Genomic DNA, 18351 nt, shown 5'->3' on the forward strand with positions numbered 1-18351 from the left:
TAATGACATTACCACTTGGGAAGAGGGGTAAACAGGGGTGCGGTCAGCGCGCCGCCACGGAGAGGGCCCGTACGCAGAAGTCGTAGATGTGGCGGGCGTCCACGGGGGCGCCCGACAGTTCGGCGCCGAGGACGCGTAGCCGCATCGCGCCGAGCACGGACTGCATGATCAGGGCCGATGTCGCGTCCACGTCGAGGTCGTCACGGAAGTCGCCGTCGACGATGCCGCGCCGGATGAGGTCGGCGATCAGCGCGTGCAGCGGGGCCAGCACCGCGGCGTACTGCCGCGGCATCGACTCGGCGAGCCGGTCGTTGTACGAGGTCAGACCCTTGTTGACGCGATCCTGGGTGTCCGATCCGGGCGGGACGCAGATGCGGTCGATGAGCGCGCGCAGCGCCTCGGGACCCGACAGGTCGTCGGTTGCGGCGCGCCAATGCCGGGCCGATTCGGCCATGATGCGCTCGATGAGGGCCAGCAGTAGCTCGTCCTTGGTGGAGAAGTGCTGGTAGAAGGACCGCAATGAGGTCTTCGAACGCTCCACGACCTCGAGCACCGTGAAGTCGGTGCGACCGGTCTCGCCGAGGATCGCCAGTGCGGAGCGCATGAACCGTTCGGGACGCGATGCGCCGTCCTCGCCCACGATGCCCGACCGGCCGTTGGGCTTGGACATGGGAACACCTTCCGCGTCGGCTGCACAGGGTGAGAATGACGTTACCGCTTTCGCAGAGGCCTATGTAGCTTCTCGATAGGGTGCACCGAAGACTACGGAACAGGGGCCAGACGGATATGACCACCGATTCAACGCAAGAGACGACTGCCGGCCAGTGGACGGTCGAGATGCTGCTCGACCTGTTCGACGCCCAGCCCGCGGGCGACGACCGCTTCACCGCGCAGACCGGTGTGGCGGCCGCCGATGAGCGGCAGGTGGTCGAGGGCACGCAGGTCCTGGCGCAGGCGATCGTGGCGGTGGCCAAGCGGTTTCCGGACAAATCGGTGCGTTCGGCGTACGCCGTGTTCTCCCGCGTGGTGCTGGTCGGGCCGCCCGTCGAGTTCGAGATCGACGTGGTGTCCGAAGGGCGGTCGACGGCCACCGCAGTGGTGTCCGCCTCGCAGAACGGCAAGCGGTGCATCGCCGTCACGGTGTTCACCGACGTGCCGTCGGGGGACGTGATCCGCCACCACCTGCCGCGGCCCGCGGTGGCGGGGCCGGCCGAGGCCAATCAGGCCGACATGCCGATGGTGGGCCGGGAGGTGCGGCTGGTGGACGTCGTCGACGTCAACAGCCCCGACGAGGTCGGGCCTCCCGAGCTGCACGCCTGGCTGCACTACGACCCGATTCCGCAGCGCGACGACCTGGCGAAGGCACTGGTCGCGTATTTCACTGGCCACCTCGGCATCTCGACGACGATGCGGGCCCACGAGGGGATCGGTACGGCGCAGGCGCACCTGACCGTGTCGACGGCGCCGATGACGATCAGTGTGAGTTTCCACGAGCCGGTGCGCTGGGACGGCTGGCTGCTCTACACCCACGAGAGCACCCAGGTCGGTGCGGGCATGTCGTACGTGCGCGGGGCGGTGCACACCGAAGAGGGTGAGTTGATCGCCTCGTTCAGCCAGGATGCGTTGATCCGGCCGCTGCGTACCACCGACAACTCGATCGCCACGCAGAATCGTCTGTAGCCCAACACCATCGGCGCGCCGCCCTCAGAAGGGTGAGGGTTTGTTGCGTTCGGCGACGAGGTCGTCGTTGAGTCGGCGTTCGGCTTGGATGTAGCGGGCGCGATTCTCAGCGCGGGTGTGGCGCCGTCTGGGCATGTTGAGGCCGCGGCCCTTCATGAGTTCGGTGGTCTGGTCGGGCCGTAGCGGTGCCGGCGCGGTGGGGATGCACAGGGTCGGGAACAGCAATGCGCTGCCGGGGTGGGTGGTGTAGGACTGTCCGGTCGGCGAGGTCCAGACGATGGTGCCGTCGGGCGACTGCCTGTCCCGCCAACCGGTCTTGCCGGTCCAGAAGGTCTTCAGTAGGTGGTGTTTTCGGCACAGGCAGCGCAGATTCGATGCGCACGTCGGGCCGGCGGGATAGGGCACGGCATGGTCGAGGTCACAGCGGTGGGCCGGTTGGTCGCAGCCGGGGAACCGGCACGTCAAGTCGCGGCAGCGCACGAAATCCTGCAACGCCGCCGAGGGCCGGTAGCGCGGTTCCGGCGGGGCGTCGCCTGGGTGTTCGAGCCGGTGGATCTTGGCGCGGTCGAACAACGCCAGCAGCACCCGGGGACTGAGCACCCCGGCCCCGAAGGCATAACCCAGCGCCGGTGTCGCGGTCGGGGTGGGAGGTGTGGACGCCGTCGCCGTGGCGCCCGCACCGTCGGGGGTTTCACCGGCCGGCTCATCTTGTTGCCCGGCGGGATCCGGCTCGACCTCCTCGGATCCGGCCTCTGCCTGTGTGTGAGCGTGGAGGGCTTTGTCGAGGCCTTCCTCGGTGGCGATGAGGTGGAGGATGACATTGGACGGCGGACGATCCAGGCTGGTGGCGGGGCAGTCGGGATTGTCGCATTCACAGCGCAGCGCAGTCCCCGCCGACAGGGCGGCCAACGCGTCGTTCAGGCGCTCCTTCATCGGACGGGGGTCGTCGGGGCATACCGAGCGGGCCATCGTTTGGACGCGGTCCTTCAACGCGGCCCCGTCGGGGCTGTACATGCGGGCGTAGACGGTCATGATCCCGGCGTCGTCGGTGATGGTGCCGAATTCCAGGTTGCGGGTTTGGGTGGTCGGTTCGCGGCGGCGCAGCGCGCCGGGGTCGTGGATCTCCACCAGGGCGTCGATGGCTTCCTCGGTCTTGCTCTGTGACTTTGGTCCCCAGGCCAGGACCTGTTCGGCCAGGGCGGCATCGACGGCGGCCATCGCGTCGGGGTCGGTGATCAGGTAGGTGCGGTAGACGATCGCCCGGATCAACATGTCGTTGATCAGGCCGGCTTCGAAGAGGGCGGCGACTCTGGGGAAGCGGTCGGCCAGCATGACCCCGCGTTGGGTTTGGTGTCTGGCGAGGCTTTCGGTGATGTGGTGGGCGCCGGCCAGATCGGCCAGGACGTTGGTCTCGGCGTCGATGAACCAGTTCTCGCGTTCGACGGCGTCTTCGAGACCGGTGCGGCGACGGAACAGTTCTGCCATCGCGGCCAGTTTGCGCGCGGCGGCCGCCGATTCGGCCCGTCCCCACCCTGCCGACGCCAGCACCAGCTCCGCGTCACTGAGCGCGGAGTAGTCGGCGATCTCGGGTAACGAACCATCGAACACACTTGCGACAGTACTCGGACGGTATGACACGCAGCTCGCGAAAACCCCACGCCTGTGGATCAATTCGCGGCTGGGGACAACTTCTCAGATGTGCGCCCCTCAAAGCTCGTCGACGTCCCACGCGTGGTGGACCACGTCGTGCACGTGGTACACGGCGATGGAGGCGACGGTGAACTCGCTGCCGTTGCTGCGCAGCCCGCGTCGCGACCACCCGTCCTCCGGCACCGAGGCGTAGGTATCGGCGACCGTCACCGCTGCGTCGAACAGTTCACCGGCCACCACGGCCGGGTTCTGGCCTGCGTAGTCGTCCTCAAGGGCTGTCCGGTCCTGGTCCCAGTTCGCGAACAGCGGTTCGTACTGGGTCAGCATCTGCGTCACCCGCTCGTTGAAGATCCGGTGCACATCCCGGACGTGACAGCCGTATTCGAGCGCCGACCACACGCCGGGCCGGGTACGGACCGTCGCGCGTGGCGCCTCGAGTCGGCGGATCCACTCGTCGGCGTCGCGGCGGATCACCTCGCCGACCTCGGTGTGGTGCACCGCCGACGCGTCGAACCCGCACTCCGAGCACGGCCGCGACAGCACCCAGGTCCAGTCCTTGGTGTCCGGCTCGATCGGATCGCCCTCGCGTGTCACGCGAGCTCGCCGACCAGCGCCGAGCGCAGCACGTCCAGCGGCAGCCCACCGAGATCCAGTGCGCGGCTGTGGAACTCCTTGAGCGGCATGCTGCGCGCGACCATGGTCTCCCGCAACTGTTCCCAGATCCGTTGCCCGACGGCGTACGACGGGGCCTGACCCGGCCAGCCGAGATAGCGGTCGAGTTCGAAGCGGCGCGTCTTCTCCGACTGTGCGCAGTGTTGCGCGAGGAAATCCCAGGCCCGGTCGGCGTCCCACGTCCCGCCGTCGGGTGCGGTGAGTTCGCAGTGCAGGCCGATGTCGATCGCCACCCGCGCGGCGCGAAACCCCTGCGCGTCGAGCATGCCCATGCGCGCGCCGTCGTCGTCGAGCCACCCCAGCTCGGCCATCAGCCGCTCGGCGTAGAGCGCCCAGCCCTCACCGTGGCCGGACACCCAGCAGCCCAACCGGCGCCACCGGTTGAGCCGCTCGGCGAGCACGACGGCGCGACCGATCTGTAGGTGGTGTCCGGGCACCCCCTCGTGGAACACCGTCGTCGTCTCCTGCCAGGTGTGGAAGGTCTCCTTGCCGCGCGGCACCGACCACCACATCCGGCCGGGCCGGGTGAGGTCCTCGGACGGGCCCGTGTAGTAGATGCCGCCGGTATGGGTGGGCGCGATCCGGCACTCCAGATTGCGCAGCGCGGGGTCGATGTCGAAGTGCGTGCCCGCCAGGGCGTCCACCACACGGTCGGACAGATCCTGCATCCATGCCTGCAGCGCGTCCGTGCCGTGCACCTGATAGCGCGGTTCGTCGTCGAGACGGCGGATCGTCTCGGCGACACCCGCACCGGGGTAGAGCCGTTCGGCGACGGTCGCCTGCTCGGCCACGATCGCCTCGAGGTGTTCGAGACCCCAGGCGTACGTCTCGTCGAGGTCCACTTCGGTGCCGAGGAACGACCGCGACATCAGGCGGTACGCATCCCGGCCGAAGGCGTCCCGCTCGCGGGCGTGCGGGGCGATGTCCTCGCGCAGGGTCCGCTCCAGATCGCGGTAGGCCGCCGCGGCGGCGGCGGCGTGCCGCTCGAGGTCGGCCTGCAGCGCCGGTGCGTCGGGCGCGGCGCCGGCCACCATGTCGACGAACAACTGCTCGATCTGAGCGGCCTGTTCGATGCCCCGCTCCACCTGCCTGATCGCCGGCGGGTGGCCCTCGGCGACGGCGGTGCGCAGCGCCTCGGCGTAGCCGGGGACCCGGTCCGGCAGCGTCGCCAGCCGCCGGTCGATCACCGTCCAGTCCTCCGCGGTGTCGGTGGGCATCAGGTCGAACACGTCGCGCATCGTCTGCAGCGGCGAGGCGATCACGTTGAGCTCACCGATGTCGAGTCCGGCCTCGTGGATGTCGATGAGCACCCCGAGCCGTTCGCGCATCGCGGCGACGGTCACGGCGTCGGTCTCGTCCACCGCGACGACGCCGCGCAGTTCCTTGAGCGCCGTGCGGGCGGCCTCCGCGCGGGCGGCGACCGCGTCGGGGGAGTAGTCGGTGATGTCCTCGTCGTAGTTGCGGTCACCGCCGGAGATGCCGAGTTCGGTTGCGGTGCAAGGGTCGAGGGCGGCGAGGGTGTCGAGGTAGCGTTCGGCGACGGCGTCGACCGCCGTGGGTTCCCTAACCAAGGTCGTTCGTGGCGAACGTGTCGCACTTCGTCGGGTCGCCGGTCTGGTAGCCGACCGTGAACCACTTCTGCCGCTGTTCGGACGAACCGTGGGTCCACGACTCGGGATTGACGCGGCCCGTCGCGGCCTCCTGGATCCGGTCGTCGCCGACCGCGGAGGCCGCCGACAGCGCGTCGGCGATGTCCTTGTCGGTCAACGGTTCGAGGAAGGGGACGCCGGTGCTCTCCTGCGTGGTGACCGCCGCGTAGTGGGCCCACACCCCCGCGTAGCAGTCGGCTTGCAGTTCGGTGCGGACCCCGCCACCGGTGGGCCCCTCCGGATCCTCCTGGGCGCGCGAGAGCGAACCCTGCAGTTGCTGCACGTGGTGGCCGAATTCGTGGGCGACGACGTACTCCTGGGCGAACGGTCCGCCGCTGGAACCGAATTGATCCCGCAGGACGTCGAAGAAGTCGGTGTCGAAATAGGCGGTCTGATCGGCCGGGCAGTAGAACGGGCCGACCGCGCTCGTGGCGGGACCGCAGCGGGTGTCCACGCTCCCCGAGAAGATCTCCACCTGCGGCCGGGTGTAGTCCGGTTTCAACTGCGACCACACCGCATCGAGGGAGTTGCCGGTCGCCACCACGCGGCACTGCACGAATTCGTTGGCGTCGGCGCCCGTCTTGCACTGGCTCAGGTCGAAGCCCGGCGTCTGGACGCCTTCGGTGCCGATCTGCTGTTGCTCCGGCAGCACCGTGCCGGGATCCACACCGAGGAACAGCGCGATGACCACGATCAGCAGGCCGCCGACCCCACCGCCGACCGCGATGCCGCGACCACCGCCTCGGCCGCCGCCGCTGCTCGAGCTGGTGCTGGTGTCGATCTGCATGCCCTCGTTGAAGGTCATCGCACACTCCATCCGCGCTCGGTGCGGCGCGAGTCGGCGCCGGTGTCCAGAGTCCACACTACGATTCGGGTGTGTCCGCCGTCGCCGAAGTTCAAACCGTCGCGAACACCACGCTCGGGCAGTTGAACGGCACCCGGGAGGGCGGCGTAGGGGTGTGGCGCGGCGTGCCGTACGCCCGCCAGCCGTTGGGCGAGCGCCGATTCGCCGCGCCCGTCGCGCCGGAACCGTGGAGCGGGGTGCGGGACGCTTGCGAACACGGGCCGATCCCGCCGCAGGGGAGATCGTTCGTGGGCGGCGGTCGCGACGACCCGAAGAACCGCGACGAGGCGTGCCTGACGCTGACCGTCTGGTCTCCGGACACCACGGCCGCGCTGCCGGTGATGGTGTGGCTCCCCGGGGGCGCGTTCGTCTACGGGGCGGGCCAACTGCAGCTGTACAACGGATCGCGCCTGGCCGCGACCGGCCGCGTCGTCGTCGTCAACGTCACCTACCGCATCGGGGTCTTCGGCGGGCTCGACCTGTCCGCGTTGGGCGACGGCTTCGCCGACAATCTCGCGCTCCGCGACCAGATCGCGGCGCTGCAGTGGGTACGGGAGAACATCGCCGCGTTCGGGGGCGACCCGGACCGGGTCACCGTGTTCGGCGAGTCGGCGGGTGCGACGTCGGTGCTGGCGTTGCTCGCGAGCCCCGCCGCCGACGGCCTGTTCGCCGGGGCGATCGCGCAGAGCCCGGCGCTGCCGCTGATCGCCGATCGCGAGACCCGTGCCGCACGGTCCACACGTTTCCTCGAACTGCTGAACCTCGATCCCGACCAGGTCAAGTCGGCACCGCAACGGTCGCTGCGCCGGGCGGCGGGTCTGCTGCAACTCGAGAGCGTCGCCGAGACACCCACGCTGGCGTACGGGCTGACCCACGGCGTCGATCTGCTGCCCAGGCACCCGATCGAGGCGGCCCGCGCCGGCGCGGTCCGCCCGGTGCCGCTGATCATCGGCACCAACAGCCACGAGGCGTCCATGTTCGCGTGGGGGAAGCCGCCGATGCTGCCGACCACGCTGGCCGGTGTGGACTCCTGGTTCGACAGGTGCGCGCCCGAGGCCCGCGAGCGGATCCTGTCCGCGTATCCGGGATACCCCCGGCGCCAGGCCCTGGTCGCCATCGGATCCGACGTCATGTTCGGCGCGCCGACCTGGGCGTTCACCGACGCCTACGGTGCACAGGCCCCCACCTACGCGTACCGCTTCGACCACACCGCGGTGGCGCTGCGGGCGCTGGGGCTCGGCGCCACCCACGGCAGCGAGATCGTGCACATCCAGCACAGCTACACGTCGTACCTCGGCCGCAAGCTGCACCCCCTCGGCAGGCACCTGCCGCCCTCGGTGGGCCGGCGCATGCAGCGCACCTGGCTCGACTTCGCCACCCATGGTTGGGAGTCCGGCGCACAGTGGCGCGACGACTGGCCGCGCTACGACGCCGGCCGCAGGCGCACCCGGGTGATCCGCTCGATGCGCGACGAGTCCGTCGATGATCCCGACGTCGTCCGTCGCAGCGCGTGGAGCGGGGTCTACTAGCCGCCGAACCGCTGGTCGGTGTAGCGGCGCAGGTTGTGCAGGAACCGCTGGAACAGCCGACCCATCACGGGCCGGCCCAGCGACATCCCGATCCGGGCCGCGAGCCCGTTGGGCTTCATCGCCATCACCCAGGTGAGGTGAGCGCCACCCGGGGTCTCGACCACCCGGTAGTCCTCGGCGAACGCGGCGATGCTGCCCGTCGACGCCTCATTGAAACGGAAAGCCATGTGGCGGAACGGGTCCCACGCCAGGAATTCTTCATCGCCCACGATGCCGCCGCGCATGTGCACGGTGCGGGTGGTGCCGACACCGCGCGGTTCCGCGCTCGTCCACGTCACCTTGGTGATGACCGTCGCCCAGTGCGGCCACGATTCGGCATCGGCGAGCACCTCGAAGACCTGCTCGGGGGTGATGGCCAGATCGACGGTGCTGACGAAGCGGTACGGCGCGGAGTCGACGAAGGACAGGTCGACGCGCTCGCAGGCGTGCATGGGCATACACCGTAGCCGACGGTGTCCACTGTCAGCCCGGACCGTCTCCCGCCGCGGCGAGCAACGGCACCACGATGTCGCTGATCGGCGTCGCGATGCCGAAGGCGGCCCCCTTGCGGGCGATCACCCCGTTCCTGATGTCCCACTCCAGGGCGCGCCCGGCCTCCCGGTCGGTGAGGATCGAGGTGGTGATGTCGGGCGGCGAGGCGGCCAGCATTCCGATGACCTCGTCCACGACCTCGTCGCCGAGGGCAGCCCCGTCGGCGCGTGCGACCGCCAGGCACTCCGCGAGGTAGGCGCGGGCGAGTGCGGCGATGTCGTCGCGGCGAAACATCCCTGCGCGGCGTCCCGTCAGCACCATCAGGCCGACCACGGCGTTGACGAGCAGCTTGTGCCACGCCGCGGTCAGGAAGTCGGGGTCGCACTCGACGCGTAGATGCGGGGTGGCGAGCGTGTCGGCCAGCCGCTGAGCCGCGCCGGTGGCGGGCAGCACCAACCGGGCGTCGGTGCGCAGGCGCACGAAGCCCTGCTCGTCGGTCTCGGCGGACATCCACACCGCGGCGGGGACCACCCTCGCGCCCGGGCAGAACCGGCCGACCCGCTCGGTCTGCTCGACGCCGTTCTGCAGCGCGCACACCACGGTGTGCTCGCCGCACAGCCGGTCCAGCCACGGCGCGGACGCCTCGTTCTGGGTGTCCTTGACCGCCAGCAGGACCACGTCGGCCGGGCCGTCGACCTGTCCGGGGTCGGTGTGCACCGGGCCCGGCACCCGGATCGGCGCGCGGTCGTCGGGCCGGACCTCCAGCCGGTCGCGGGCGGTACGACCGCACAGCAGCACCGGCCGGCCGGCCTCGTGGAGCAGGGCGGCCACCGTCGCGCCGATGGCGCCTGGGCCGACGAGGGCTATGCGGGTGGCCATGAGCGCCCAAAGTACGCCCGGGGCGACCCCACTAGACTGTGGCGGTTGTCCTCGTCCCCTCCCTCAGGAGTTCTCAGTGCTGCGCAGTCATGTCGCCGGATCGCTGCGACCCGCCGACGCCGGTCAGAACGTGACGCTCGCCGGCTGGGTGGCTCGTCGGCGCGATCACGGTGGTGTCATCTTCATCGACCTGCGTGACGCCTCCGGGGTGTCTCAGGTGGTCTTCCGGGAGGGCTTGGAAGCGGGGCAGGTGCTCGAAGCGGCCCACCGGTTGCGCGCCGAGTTCTGCGTGGCGGTCGAGGGCGTCGTGGAGGTGCGCCCGGAAGGCAACGAGAATTCCGAGATCCCGACCGGCGGCATCGAGGTGAACGCCACCTCGCTGACCGTGCTCGGGGAGAGCGCCCCGCTGCCGTTCCAGCTGGACGACGAGGCGGGTGAGGAAGCCCGGCTGAAGTACCGCTACCTCGATCTGCGCCGCGAGGGCCCCGGCAACGCGATCCGGTTGCGGTCGAAGGTGAACGCCGCCGCGCGGGAAGTGCTGGCGCGCCACGACTTCGTCGAGATCGAGACGCCGACCATGACGCGGTCGACCCCGGAGGGGGCGCGCGACTTCCTGGTGCCCGCGCGCCTGCAGCCCGGTTCGTTCTACGCGCTGCCGCAGAGCCCGCAGCTGTTCAAGCAGCTGCTCATGGTCGCGGGCATGGAGCGGTACTACCAGATCGCGCGGTGCTATCGCGACGAGGACTTCCGCGCCGACCGCCAGCCCGAGTTCACCCAGCTCGACATGGAGATGAGCTTCGTCGACGCCGACGACGTGATCGCGGTGTCGGAGGAGATCCTCAAGGCGCTGTGGGCGCTGATCGGCCACGATCTGCCCACCCCGCTGCCGCGCATCACCTACGCCGAGGCGATGCGCCGGTTCGGTTCGGACAAACCGGATCTGCGTTTCGGCCTCGAACTCGTGGAGTGCAAGGAATTCTTCGCCGACACCACGTTCCGCGTCTTCCAGGCGCCCTACGTCGGTGCGGTCGTGATGCCCGGCGGGGCGTCGCAGCCGCGCCGCACCCTCGACGGCTGGCAGGAGTGGGCCAAACAGCGCGGGGCCAAGGGACTGGCCTACGTGCTGGTCGGCGACGACGGCACGCTGGGCGGGCCAGTCGCCAAGAACCTCACCGACGCCGAACGCGACGGGCTGGCCGCCCACGTCGGCGCGAACGCGGGTGACTGCATCTTCTTCGCGGCCGGTGGCGCCAAGGCGTCGCGCGCGCTGCTCGGTGCGGCCCGCATCGAGATCGCCCGGCGCCTCGACATGATCGACCCGAACGCGTGGGCGTTCACCTGGGTGGTCGACTGGCCGTTGTTCGAGATGGCGGAGGACGCCACCGCCGCGGGCGACGTCGCGGTCGGATCGGGAGCGTGGACCGCGGTCCACCACGCGTTCACCGCACCGCAGCCGCAGTCGCACGACAGCTTCGACACCGACCCCGGCAGCGCATTCGCCGACGCCTACGACATCGTCTGCAACGGCAACGAGATCGGCGGCGGTTCGATCCGTATCCATCGCCGCGACCTGCAGGAGCGGGTGTTCGCGATGATGGGGATCGACCACGACGAGGCCCAGGAGAAGTTCGGATTCCTGTTGGACGCGTTCACGTTCGGCGCTCCGCCGCACGGCGGTATAGCGTTCGGCTGGGACCGCATCACCGCGCTGCTGGCGGGGATGGACTCCATCCGCGAGGTGATCGCGTTCCCGAAGTCCGGTGGCGGCGCCGACCCGCTCACCGGTGCGCCCGCGCCGATCACCCCGCAGCAGCGCAGGGAGTCGGGCATCGACGCCAAGCCGAAGAAGGACAGCGACTAGTCAGCCGCCGCCGCGCACGTCGCGCTGCTCGATCAGGCTGCGGTACAGCGTTTTCGGAGTGGCTTGCGCGGCGACGCCCGGATTCGCCGGTGCGGTCGCGTCCCGGAACGCCGAGCGAGCGCTCCGAGCGGCGGGGGAGTCCACCGGGCCGGCCGGCCGTTCGACGATCGGGACGTCAGCGGGGCGGAACCGGTCGATCGCACTGCTCCAGCGGTCGGGCGGCGGCATCGGACCCTGCGGGGCCCGTCCGCCATCGAGCCCGCCGGCGATGTCGCGGAACGGCAGACCCACTGTGCCCCAGTCGTTCTGAGGCGGCTTGATCACCTTCTGCTTCTGGGCGCCCCACTGGCCGGCGGGATTCGCCGAGCCCCAGTAGTCTCCGGGCGGCCGGTATTCGTATTCCGGCGGCGCCGTCGGTCCGGACGACGACGACGCTTGAGCGCCCGACGGCCCGCCGTCGGGTTCGTGGCCGCCCGACTGCTGCGGGGCGGCCTGCGCTGTCGCAGCCGCGGCCTGCTCCAGGTGCCGGCGCCAGGCCTGCAGGGAGCCGAACAGCTGCTGGGTGTAGTCGGCCGGTCCGGGTGCGGCGGGTCCGCCCGGGGCGCCCGGCGGATACGGGGAACCGACACCGGGTAACGAGGCCGCCATGGCCGTCCACTGCTCCAGGAGTTGTCGCCACGCCTGCAGGTAGGCGAGCAGTTGCTGGTTCATGTCGAACGGCGGCGTGGTCATCGGACTACCTCCTGTGGGTGGGACGAGTGCGTCGAGCGGATGGGGCAGCGACCGTTCGGAGAAGCGCGAATCGAGTACGCGCAACGCACGGGTCTCGGGGGGTTCGCGGTTCTCGATGTCGAAGACGTAGCAGTAGTCGCCGGCCGGCGTCGGCATCCGGATCGGGGTCGACTGGCCCTGGTCGAGGAACCCGTAGGGAAAGAGCCATTCGAGCGTCGTCTCGTCGCGCCGGTCGTGGCCATCCGACTCCACCCAGATGTAGTGGTCGAGGATCGCGTTGACCGCGTGCCGTCCGGATTCGCACGCCGCTTCCATCGACGTCATCCTGGTGAACGTCTTGGCCCACGTGCCGGCGAAGACGAGCGAGTTGTTGTGCACCTGATAGCCGCCGTGGCGGGCCTGCCACACGTTGCGCTGCTCGAGGTCCTCGAACCACGCGTCCTCGGGCGGCACCCCGACGTAGGACGTGCCGTGCGGGTTCCACGGGTCGCCGCCCGGCCGGTTCTCCCAGTCGCCGATGATCGGGACGAGGTAGGGCGTTTCGTTGATCACCGGCGGGCCCGTGCCCTGCCCCGGCCCGTCGGCCATGATCAGCCCGCGGTCGAGTGCGTACCAGGCCGGTGTCGGCAGCAGCGACGTCGGCGGGCTCGCCAGATTGCCGGTCAGCGCCGTGACGATCTGGCGCCACACCTCCGCGGCGATCTCGTCGGCCGTGCAGTCGCGTGCGGCCCTGGGCCGGCCCGCCGCGTCGACGACATGCTCCGACGTGGCGTTGAAGTCGCCGATGTCGACGGACAGGACGGAGACGTGACCGTCGCGGGCCAGGGTCGGCCTGCGCTCCCACATGCCGTGCTGGTTGATCGACGACAGCGCCCATTCGCTTCCGGAGTAGTACATGTGACCGCGCAGCAGCTGGAATTCGGTGTCGAAGAAGTACTGGATCCCCCCGAGGGTCTGGAACCGGTCCCACGGCACCCGTCCCATCTCGGCCAACGCGTAGGGGTTGCGGGTACCCGTGGGGCGGGTCGCCGCGGGGTCGAGGGGACCGGTCTCCGGTGGGATCGACGTGGTGAAACCGGCCAGTTGCGAGACGGTTCCGCCGGCTGCCCCGGTCCGCAGGGGGGCGGTGATGCGCTCGGCTTCGGGGGCGTCGACGGCGACGACGACGTAGTCGGGCGTCAGCCGCGTCCCGTCGGCCAGCGTGACGCTGACCCGTGCCCTGCGGTGCGGCGGCACGCCTGGTTCGACGGGTGCGGCGTCGATCCGGTCGGCCACCGCGCGGACGAAACGCACACCGAGCGAGGTGAGATGGCGATACCAGTGGTCGAACCACGCCTCGGTGGTCGGGCCGTTGAGCACCCCGTCGGCCTTGTTGTCGCGGCGGTCCATCCGCAACTGCAGCTGCAGGTACGTGGTGAGGTTGGTGCGGGCATCTCCCCAGTTGGAGTCGAACGCCGCGAGCACCTTGGGCATCTCCCGCAGCACCACGTCGAACTGCGGCGTGTAGGAGAACCTCGCGGCGCCGCCGGGGCGATCGCGTCCGACGAAGAAGTCGTAGGCCGAGACGTTCTGGAGTTCTTCTGCCCGCCGGCGGGGGCTGGTGACCAGATAGCGCAGCAGCCTGCCCATGAACGTCGTCACGTCGCCCTCGGTGAAACCCAGTTCTCGGAGTTGACGCACGGTGCCGAGGAATTCGGCGGGGTCGCGGGGCGCTTCACGCGGAAACACCAGCGATGGTTTGCCTTCCACGGTGGTGCCCTGGGTGACGACCCGGCGGACGTTGTCGAAGACGGTGCGGGAGGTGGGCAGGAACCGGATGTCGCCGCCGGGCAGCTCGACGCGATCGTGAACCGGGATGCGCTGGAACAGATCCCAGATGTGCAGGTAATACGCCGGGAAGAAGCGGAACCCGTGTTCACCCGCGACGGCGCGGCCGGGGTCGCGGGGCGTCCCGGGCCGGCCGGGAAAGGGCCTCAGCTCGGCGTTGCTCCCGTCGTGGGTGCCCGCGGTCGAGTACTGCGACGCCGCCAGCCCACCCAGCTTCACCGGCGGATAGCACGCCGGCGGTTCGGAGCCCAGCCCGGTGCGTTCGTCACCGCGGGGTTCGTAGACCGTGACGTCGAACCCGCGGTCGGCGAGCTCGTGCGCCGCGGTCAGCCCCGCGACGCCACCGCCGAGCACGGCGACCGTGCGGCGCCGTCGGCAGGAGGCCGGAGTGGGGATGTGACCGGTCACGATGCCCCGCTTCGCAATTCGGTCAGCAGGCCGGGTTGCGACGGCGCCCGCACCGCGGCGTGCACGTAGGCCAGCAGGGTGTCGTGCGCGCGCAGGACGTCTTCGAGTGCACCTCGGACGTGGACGGCGCCGGACTCGACGGCTTCGTCGAGTCCGGTTCGCGCGTCGATGATATCGAGGATGGCCGTCCGCGACGTGTTCACCCGCGCACCCGGTTGGGGCGCCGGGCCGTCGGACACCTCGAGGCGGCGCCCGCCGCGCATCGTGAACACGTCCCCGTCGACATCGAGTTCGACGACCAGCCGGCCGAGCCGGTCGAGCAGCAGCCGGTAGCTGTCGGGCACCTCGTCGGCGAGATGGTCGACGGAGCGGCGCAGCAGGGACGAGATCCGTTCAGCCATGGAGGAACTCGAATACACCGGCGCCGACGACGTCGAAGTCCGCACCCGCGACCGATCCGGTCACGTGGGCGGTGCCGCTCGTCTCACACAGGACGGTCGCACCGTCGAGGCGGACCTCGCTCGGTTGCGCCAGCCGGACGAAGGAGTGCGGGCGGAACTCGGCGTGGACGCTGTCACCGGCCCGGTGCGCGGTGATCTCGACGCGTTCCGGCACCCCGGGCGTCCGCCCGTCGAGGAGCAACCGCAGGGCAGGCGGCAGGGTGCAGTCGGGGCCGCGGTCGAGGACGCCGTGGTGGTGCGCGCTGACCGCGGCGTGCCGGAAGATCGCCGCCGGTTCGTCGCGGTGCCAGACGTACAGCGCCTGCGACAGGCAGCGCAGCCGCGCCCGGTCGGTCATCTGCAGGAAGACGAACGACCACGGATCATCGGCGTCCGTCGGCAGGAGTGTGCCCCACGTCCAGCCGAAGTCGCCTCCCCAGCGGAACCGGCCCCAGTTGTGGTCGTGGTAGGCCGGCGCGGCGACGACGCGGTGGTCCCGGTCGCCCACCCGCAGCCATCCGTCGGCGCGCAGCCGCGGCACGAACAACCAACACATCGTGCCGTCGCCCACCGGCTGGTTGTTGACGACGAACGGCCTGCTGACCGACGTCAGACGCAGTTCGCCGTGCAGACCGTGCGCGGGCAGGTCGATGGTCACGTCGTAACCGTCGGGCCGCACCGTGAGGCGGTTCCCGCCGATCGAGAGGCTGCCGAGGTCGGACGAGACGTCGAGGTCGGAGGCGTCGAATTGTTCGACGGCGCCGCTCCACCGGCGGTCGTGGGCGATGACGATCACCCGCGGCGCCAGATGTGCGCCCCTCGTCCGCGACGTCTGGTCGGTGAGGCTGAAGTTGACCAACAGCCGCAGGTCCGGACTGTGGACGACGAAGTGATGCCATTCCTTGAACCCCTCTGGGCGCGCGGCGGCGTGCACGGGGGTGCGAAGGAAGTCGCTGACGGTGAGCGCGGCGGTCATCGCAACCACCGGATCTCCGCCGGGGTGTGCGGCGCAACCCCCGCGGGTGCGATCGCGGGCGCGGCGAGGTGTTCGATACCGCGCCCCAGGCTCGCCAGCCCGAGCAGACCGTAGACGAAGTCGTCCGCCGCGGAGCTGGTTCGGGCAGGGGGCCCCTCGGCCAGTGCGCTGACGACGTGTGCGGCGCCGGCCAGGCCCATCAGGTAGCCGATGAAGCTGCTCTGCTCTGCCAGCGCCTGGCGTGGGTCGGTGAGGGTCATGCGAATCCCTCCGGGCGCAGGCGGGCCAGGAGCGCATCGTCGAGGCCGTGCCCGATGACCGCGTCGGCGAGCAGGTCGGTCCACGCGTCCGGTACGCCGTCGGCGCCGGCCGGTCCGTCGAGGACGTTGAGACTGACCGTCTCCCAGATGCGGCGGAGGTTCTCGACCCCTTCGGAGGCGACGAGCCCGTCGCGCAGCCGCGCTCCGGCCGGGGTGTCCGCGTAGCGCCGGCCCTCCGCGACGAGCAGCCGATGCACCTCGCGGGCGGCCGCCGGGTTGCCGAGAACCGCGCGGCGCGCTCCGAGGAGGAGGTCGAACACCGCACGGGCGGGTTCGTCGGCGTCGTCGGGAGGCGCGGGTTGCAGTACGGGCGTGCTCTTCTCGACGAGATCGAGGGTGAGGGTCCGGATCCGTTCGAGTTCGGCGAGCAGCTGGACCAGGGTCTCGGGGGTCATCGGGTCCGCCCGTGCACATAGTCGACGAGCTGGGCCAGCGCGTCCCGGTGCCGGCTGGCCGGCAACCAGTCGAGATCGGCGAGCGCGGCCGCGGCGTCGCGGGCGTGTCGCGCGGCCACCTCGCGGGCGTGCCGCAGCGATCCGACGTGGTGCATCAGCTCGTACAACCACTGGATGTCGTCGAGGTTCTTGGTCTGCGCGGTGCGGAACCGGGCCGCGATCTCGGCGCGGCCCGCCGGTGACAGGTCGCCCCGGGCGGTCAGTCGGTCGAGCAGTCCGGCGAGTCCCGTCTCGGTGTCGGTGGCGGGACGCCGCCTGCCCAGGATCTCCAGGGCGCGCCTGCGGTCGTGGGGTGGCGCCGAGCGCAGGGTGTGCAGCAGCATCAGCGTGCGTTTGCCCTCCCAGAGGTCGCCGCCGATCTCCTTGCCGTACTCCTGCGGGTCCGCGCGCAGGTTGAGCAGGTCGTCGGTGATCTGGAAGGCCGCCCCGAGATGCCGCCCGAGCGCCTCCAGCGCCGCCAGCCGGTCCGGTCCGGCACCGGCGGCGATCGCGCCCGCCTGCAGCGGTGTGATGAAGGAGTACCAACTGGTCTTCAACTCGACCATCTCGAGGTAGTCGGCGTCGTCGAGCCGCCACGCGTTGGACCGCACCCAGTCGAGTTCGATCGCCTGACCTTCCACGGTCTTCCGTGTCATGTGGGCGACGGCCCGCAGGATGCGCAGGGCCGGTCCGAGCCCGATGCGTTCGACGTTGTCCAGCAGCGGTTGCAGCGACATCGAGAGCATGGCGTCGCCGACGTTGACCGCGATCGGGACGCCATGGTCGATGTGCATCGTGGGTTTGCCGCGGCGCCACCAGGATTCGTCCTCGATGTCGTCGTGGATGAGGAACGCGTTGTGGTAGAGCTCCAGGGTCGCCGCGGTCGGCAGCACCGCGTCCAGGTGTCCGCCGAGTCCGAGGCAGACCGCGATGCTCAGCGCGGGTCGCAGCGCCTTGCCGCCCCGGCGGGGGTAGTCGAGGAGCAGCGCGGCGAAGCCCGTCTGGCGTTCGTCGGATCCGTACAGCCGCTCGATCTCCCTGTCGCAGGACTCTTTGCACAGCGCGAGGTAGTCCTCGAGGGGGTGCACCACCTCACGGCGGTCGGAGACGGCCGACGTCATGGCTTCTCGTGGAGCGCGACGACGCCGGCGTTGTCGGTGACCCGGGTGGCGAACGAGACCCGCACCACGGCCTCGATCTCGGCGGCCGCCTTCGCGCCGACGACTTCGAGGCTCGGCATCACCCGGACCGCGAGATCCACGGGCTCCTCACCGCACGACGCCTCTGCGGCGGCACCGTGCGCGATGCGCTGCCGCCGGCCGAGCAGGACCATCGCGGCTCTGTCCGCCACCAGGTTCAGTTGACTGCACCGGTGCAGCGAGTTGACGTTGGCGGCGGCCAGGACCAGATCCGTCACCGGGTAGCTGCCGCTGAAGGCGCTGAGATCCTGATACCCCTTGGTGTTGATCAGCAGGCACGACGGGGCCCGGAAGCCGCCGTCCTCGAGTTTCGCTCGCGCGGCGATCAGCGCCTTCATGATGTTCTGCGGGTCGGTCCCGGCGAGTTCGAGGTCGTCGACCGGATTGGTGAGCAGTGCGGCGATGACTACGGTGTCGACCTCGGTGGCGAGCGCGGTGGCGGCGGCCACCGCTGTGGTGATCATGGAGTCCGGTGTCGGGGCGGCGATCTGGGCCAGCGCGAGGTCAGCCGGCTTTGCGCGGTCGGTGAACCCCACCGACGTGGGAGAACCCGGCGGGTTCACCGTGTCGCTGCGCACCCTCGTGGCGCCGGGATCGCCGACGTCCCAGTGCGGGATCGCCTGCCAGGCCACGCAGGTCTGTTCGAAGGTCCGCTGAATTGCGGTGTCCGCCAGGGCCAACCGATCGGCGCTCACATGCATGTGCGTTTCCCCCTCTTCG

At 70.3% G+C, this 18351-nt stretch carries 17 protein-coding genes; 3 read left to right on the forward strand and 14 right to left on the reverse strand.

From position 1 onward, the window contains the following. Positions 1-43: 43 nt before the first annotated feature. Complete coding sequence (locus AU196_RS05375) at positions 44-670, reverse strand: TetR/AcrR family transcriptional regulator (protein WP_059094056.1); 627 nt, start codon at positions 668-670, stop codon at positions 44-46. Positions 671-786: 116 nt separating this feature from the next. On the opposite strand from AU196_RS05375, the gene AU196_RS05380 reads away from it, so the two are divergent. Beyond that, positions 787-1680, forward strand: a complete 894-nt coding sequence (locus AU196_RS05380; protein ID WP_059094057.1) for an acyl-CoA thioesterase — start codon at positions 787-789, stop codon at positions 1678-1680. A gap of 24 nt (positions 1681-1704) precedes the next feature. On the opposite strand, the gene AU196_RS05385 is transcribed toward AU196_RS05380, so the two are convergent. The 4 genes from AU196_RS05385 to ypfJ form a co-directional block, all read right to left on the reverse strand. Beyond that, entirely contained in the window at positions 1705-3288 is a 1584-nt protein-coding gene (locus tag AU196_RS05385) for an HNH endonuclease signature motif containing protein (RefSeq protein ID WP_157546044.1), read from the reverse strand. A 99-nt stretch (positions 3289-3387) separates the two neighbouring features. Beyond that, positions 3388-3924, reverse strand: a complete 537-nt coding sequence (locus tag AU196_RS05390) for a DinB family protein (protein ID WP_059094059.1) — start codon at positions 3922-3924, stop codon at positions 3388-3390. Further along, on the reverse strand, positions 3921-5573 hold the full coding sequence (locus AU196_RS05395) for a DUF885 domain-containing protein (protein WP_059094060.1): 1653 nt from the start codon (positions 5571-5573) through the stop codon (positions 3921-3923). The genes AU196_RS05390 and AU196_RS05395 overlap by 4 nt, the downstream gene beginning before the upstream one ends. Continuing rightward, the gene (ypfJ, locus tag AU196_RS05400) at positions 5566-6456 is read right to left on the reverse strand and encodes a KPN_02809 family neutral zinc metallopeptidase (protein ID WP_059094152.1); all 891 of its coding nucleotides are present in this window, start codon (positions 6454-6456) and stop codon (positions 5566-5568) included. The genes AU196_RS05395 and ypfJ overlap by 8 nt, the downstream gene beginning before the upstream one ends. A 71-nt stretch (positions 6457-6527) precedes the next feature. On the opposite strand from ypfJ, the gene AU196_RS05405 reads away from it, so the two are divergent. Beyond that, the gene (locus AU196_RS05405) at positions 6528-8024 is read left to right on the forward strand and encodes a carboxylesterase/lipase family protein (RefSeq protein WP_059094061.1); all 1497 of its coding nucleotides are present in this window, start codon (positions 6528-6530) and stop codon (positions 8022-8024) included. On the opposite strand, the gene AU196_RS05410 is transcribed toward AU196_RS05405, so the two are convergent. Next, positions 8021-8521, reverse strand: a complete 501-nt coding sequence (locus AU196_RS05410; protein WP_059094062.1) for an SRPBCC family protein — start codon at positions 8519-8521, stop codon at positions 8021-8023. The two genes, AU196_RS05405 and AU196_RS05410, sit on opposite strands and share 4 nt — an antisense overlap. Before the next feature lie 25 nt (positions 8522-8546). Continuing rightward, a complete protein-coding gene (locus tag AU196_RS05415; RefSeq protein WP_059094063.1) occupies positions 8547-9434 on the reverse strand; it encodes an oxidoreductase in 888 nt (295 codons plus the stop codon). A 76-nt stretch (positions 9435-9510) separates the two neighbouring features. Between AU196_RS05415 and aspS the strand changes: the two genes are divergently transcribed. Beyond that, positions 9511-11295: an aspartate--tRNA ligase gene (gene aspS, locus AU196_RS05420; RefSeq protein ID WP_059094064.1), complete on the forward strand. Its 1785-nt coding sequence runs from the start codon at positions 9511-9513 to the stop codon at positions 11293-11295. Here aspS and AU196_RS05425 read toward each other — a convergent pair whose 3' ends face one another. The 7 genes from AU196_RS05425 to AU196_RS05455 are packed head-to-tail and all read right to left on the reverse strand — an operon-like array spanning position 11296 to position 18332. Next, positions 11296-14262, reverse strand: a complete 2967-nt coding sequence (locus tag AU196_RS05425; RefSeq protein WP_059094065.1) for an FAD-dependent oxidoreductase — start codon at positions 14260-14262, stop codon at positions 11296-11298. It lies immediately after the preceding gene. Beyond that, complete coding sequence (locus tag AU196_RS05430; protein ID WP_059094066.1) at positions 14259-14663, reverse strand: hypothetical protein; 405 nt, start codon at positions 14661-14663, stop codon at positions 14259-14261. The genes AU196_RS05425 and AU196_RS05430 overlap by 4 nt, the downstream gene beginning before the upstream one ends. Beyond that, positions 14656-15678 (reverse strand): hypothetical protein, encoded by a 1023-nt coding sequence (locus AU196_RS05435; RefSeq protein ID WP_059094067.1) that lies wholly within the window; start codon positions 15676-15678, stop codon positions 14656-14658. Before AU196_RS05435 ends, AU196_RS05430 begins: the two co-directional genes overlap by 8 nt. Continuing rightward, positions 15675-15938 (reverse strand): hypothetical protein, encoded by a 264-nt coding sequence (locus AU196_RS05440; RefSeq protein WP_059094068.1) that lies wholly within the window; start codon positions 15936-15938, stop codon positions 15675-15677. Before AU196_RS05440 ends, AU196_RS05435 begins: the two co-directional genes overlap by 4 nt. Then, positions 15935-16393, reverse strand: a complete 459-nt coding sequence (locus tag AU196_RS05445; protein ID WP_059094069.1) for a hypothetical protein — start codon at positions 16391-16393, stop codon at positions 15935-15937. The genes AU196_RS05440 and AU196_RS05445 overlap by 4 nt, the downstream gene beginning before the upstream one ends. Further along, complete coding sequence (locus AU196_RS05450; RefSeq protein WP_059094070.1) at positions 16390-17553, reverse strand: polyprenyl synthetase family protein; 1164 nt, start codon at positions 17551-17553, stop codon at positions 16390-16392. Before AU196_RS05450 ends, AU196_RS05445 begins: the two co-directional genes overlap by 4 nt. Beyond that, entirely contained in the window at positions 17550-18332 is a 783-nt protein-coding gene (locus AU196_RS05455) for a hypothetical protein (RefSeq protein ID WP_059094071.1), read from the reverse strand. The genes AU196_RS05450 and AU196_RS05455 overlap by 4 nt, the downstream gene beginning before the upstream one ends. Positions 18333-18351 lie beyond the last annotated feature (19 nt).

The sequence above is a fragment of the Mycobacterium sp. IS-1742 genome (assembly GCF_001500125.1).
Classification (GTDB): Bacteria; Actinomycetota; Actinomycetes; order Mycobacteriales; family Mycobacteriaceae; genus Mycobacterium.